Consider the following 2,963-nt stretch of genomic DNA (forward strand, 5'->3'; position numbering starts at 1 on the left):
CGGTGAAGCGGCCCATGTAGTTGAAGCCGATCTGTGGGGTGGGTAGCGCCGCGAGGACCGGGCGCGTGTCAGGGTTGAGGTAACGCAGCAGCCCGTAGCCGAGGCCGTCGCCCGGCACGGCACGAAGCTGCTCCTTGACCTGCTTGACCGCCTGCCCCGCGGCGTCGCCGCCGGCGCGTATCCGGGCGAAGTCGGTGCTGCCGGGGTCCAGCCGGACGGGATGGATCTCGGTGAACCAGCCGACCGTGCGCGACAGGTCCACCCCCTCGGCCAACGGCTCACGGCCGTGCCCCTCCACATCCACCAGCACCGGGCCGGAAGTCCCCCGCCACTCGTTGACCGCCACCGTGAACCCCGCCAGCAGCACATCGTTGATCCCGGCATGGAACGCCGCCGGAACACTGGTCAGCAACTCGGCGGTGACCTCGGAGGGCACACTCCGCGACACGCGGCGCATGTCAGCCGCGACGTCCCGGTCCGGGTCCAGCGGGCGGCCACCGATCAGTGGCTCCTCCACCGCCAGCATCCGCTCCCACCGCGGAAGCTCGGCCGCCCTGTCCTGGGCCTGCGCGGCGGCCAGCAGCGCCCAGCGCCGAAACGAGGTGCCAACCGGGTCAAGCTCCACCGGGCTGCCAGCGGCCACCGCCCGGTAGGCCGCGGCCAGGTCCGGCNCCAGCNCCCGCCAGGACACGCCGTCGACCACCAGGTGGTGTGCCACCAGCAGCACCCGGCCCGGAAGCTCGCGGCCCCGGTCCAACCACACCACCTGAACCATCACCCCGGCCCGCGGGTCGAGGCGCTCGGCGGCGGCCCGGCCCTGTACCGCCGCCAACTCGGCGAGCTCGTCGTCGTCCAGGCCCACCGCCTCGACCCGCCGCACCAACTCCCCGGCCACCGACCCCACCGCACCCACCGACCCGGCGGCGGGGATGTCAAGCCGCCACGACGCGGTGTCGTGCTCGTCGGGGCAGACCAGCCTGGCCCGCAGCGCGTCGTGATGGTCCAGCACGGCCTGGACCGCGGTGTTCAGGTGATCCTGGTCCAACCCGGCCGGGACCACGGCGAGGACCGACTGGGAGTACCGCCCGGCCAGCCCGGCCAGGCCCGCGTGCCCGGCCATCCGGTGCATGACCGGGGTGAATGGCNCCTCGCCGNCCCCCACATCCNCCGGCCCGCCACCACCGGCACCCTCACCCGCCACCACGGCCAGCGCCGCCGGAGTCCTGCACTCAAACACCTGACGAGGCGTAATCACCNCCCCCACCCGGCGGGCACGAGCAACAAGCTGCATCGACACGATCGAGTCACCACCCAAATCGAAGAAACTGTCCTCGACCCCGACCCGCTCCAGATGCAGCACCTCCGCGAACAAACCACACAACACCTCCTCCACCGCGGTACGCGGCTCCCGACCACCCACCCGATCCGCAAAATCAGGAACCGGCAACGCCACCCGATCCNCCTTGCCATTGACCGTCAACGGCAAAACCGGAAGCACCNCCNCCACCGCCGGCACCATGTACTCCGGCAACCGAGCAGCCGCAAACCCCCGAATCCCAGCAGTATCAACCGCCACCCCCCCAGCCGGCACCACATACGCCACCAGACGCCGCTGACCCGGCAGATCCTCCCGCACCACCACCGCAACCTGACCCACCCCCGGACACCCCGCCAAAACCACCTCAACCTCACCCGGCTCAATCCGATAACCCCGCACCTTCACCTGACTATCCACCCGGCCCACATACACCAACTGACCCGCACCAGACCAGCGAACAAGATCACCAGNCCGGTACANCCNCCCNCCCCCGAACGGGCACGCCACAAACCGCTCCGCCGTCAAACCCGGCCGGTTCAAATACCCCCGCGCCACACCCACCCCAGCCACATACAACTCCCCCACCACACCAGACGGCACCGGCTGCAGAAAAGAATCCAACACAAACACCCGCGCGTTACGAATCGGCCGCCCGATCGGCACCACACCCCGACTAACCACCTCCCCCGGCTCCACCCGATACTCCAGACACCCAACCGTCGCCTCGGTCGGCCCATACTCATTGACCACCACCGCCGCCGGATGACGCCCACGCCAGACAGCAAGCATCTCCCCGGTCAGCTGCTCCCCACCCACCACAAGATGCCCCGCACCCACCGACACACCCGACTCAGCCAACAACCGCAGATGACTCGGCGTCACCTTCACCAACAACCGCTCCCCCGACCCGGCAGCCAACTCCCCAACAAACACACACCCCCCCGACAGCAACGGCCCGAACAGCGCCGTCACCGTCAGATCAAACGCCACCGACGAATGCAACAACGACCCGCCAGCCACACTCGGATACCGCTCCCCCACATGCGCCAGATAATTCACCACCGACCGATGAGAAACCACCACACCCTTCGGCACCCCCGTCGACCCCGACGTATACATCACATAAGCCGGATCAGCCACCGACAACGGCCTCAACCGACCCGGAACCGTCGCCGGCCGCGCCGCCACCACCCCAGCCGTCCCAGCCTCATCCACCACCACCCGAAACGCGGAATGCTCAGGCAACAGACCCTCCGTCGCCACCGTGCACACCACCGCCACCGGACCCGCATCATCCACCATGAACCCCACCCGCGACGCCGGATAATCCGGATCAACCGGCAGATACGCCGCACCAGCCTTCAACACCGCCAACACCGCCACCACCAGATCCACCGACCGCGGCACCACCACCGCCACAATCCCCCCCGGCCCCACCCCCCCAGCAATCAGATGCCACGCCAACCGATTCGCCGCCGCCTCCAACTCCCCATACGACAACCGCACATCCCCATCCACCACCGCCAACGCACCCGAAGACACCACCACCCGAGCCTCAAACAACCCCGGCAACGTCACCCCCGGCACCACCGCACCCGTCGCATTCCACTCCCCCACCAGCCGAGCCCGCTCAACCTCCCCCAAC

The 2,963-nt window shown here is 69.1% G+C and carries 1 protein-coding gene; it reads right to left on the reverse strand.

Going from position 1 to position 2,963, the window contains the following annotated elements; all coding sequences use genetic code 11:
• A partial coding sequence (locus tag ALLO2_RS27900) for a non-ribosomal peptide synthetase (RefSeq protein ID WP_035734710.1) occupies positions 1–2,963 on the reverse strand: 2,963 nt, incomplete at both ends.

Origin of the sequence: Frankia sp. Allo2, from assembly GCF_000733325.1 — a bacterium.
Classification (GTDB): domain Bacteria; phylum Actinomycetota; class Actinomycetes; order Frankiales; family Frankiaceae; genus Frankia; species Frankia casuarinae.